This window comes from Lyngbya sp. CCY1209, from assembly GCF_035615495.1.
GTDB lineage: Bacteria > Cyanobacteriota > Cyanobacteriia > Cyanobacteriales > Microcoleaceae > Limnospira.
The window spans coordinates 1-623 of sequence record NZ_JAJENU010000505.1; the positions used below are offsets into that span (position 1 = coordinate 1).

General features: G+C 55.5%; 1 protein-coding gene. It reads right to left on the reverse strand.

What is annotated here, in order from left to right:
• A partial coding sequence (locus LKE08_RS16290; RefSeq protein WP_324705301.1) for a hypothetical protein occupies window positions 1-623 on the reverse strand: 623 nt, incomplete at both ends.

A 623-nucleotide genomic window follows, 5' to 3' on the forward strand; every position in this document is an offset into this window, starting at 1 on the left:
GATATCCGAACTTTCCGTATTTTCTAGATCTGCGGAACTTTCTTCTGTTTCCGCATCTCCGGCAGTGGCTGTGGCTGCGGTTTCCGCCTCGTTGGAAGATGCGATCGCACCCGTATTTTCGCCCTCGCTATTGTCGGTATCTGATGGACTCTCTTCCATTTCAGTTTCGATGGAAGTCTCGGTTTCTTCTGTTTCCGAACTGTCCGTTTCCGCGTCTCCGGCGGTAGCTTCCGCTTCGGTATCCGCCTCATCCGAAGATGCGATCGCCTCGGCATTTCCACTGCTGGAAGTGGCACCGGGAGTGAAGGTTTCCTCGCTGCTGGTGCTGGTTTCTCCCTCTCCCGAAGTGGCGGTGGATTCGCCGCTGCTTCCCGCCCCCGTTTCGTCTACAAAGGAGTTGGAAGAAGCGGAACTGCTGCTGCCGGTTTCGCTATTGCCATTATCCATATCTTCGGAACTGGTTTCAGTTTCAGTTTCGACGGAAGTCTCGGTTTCTTCTGTTTCCGAACTGTCCGTTTCCGCATCTCCGGCGGTGGCTGTGGCTGCGGTTTCCGCCTCGTTGGAAGATGCGATCGCACTGGCACTTCCGCTGCTAGAATCGGCGCCGGGAGTGAAGGTTTCCT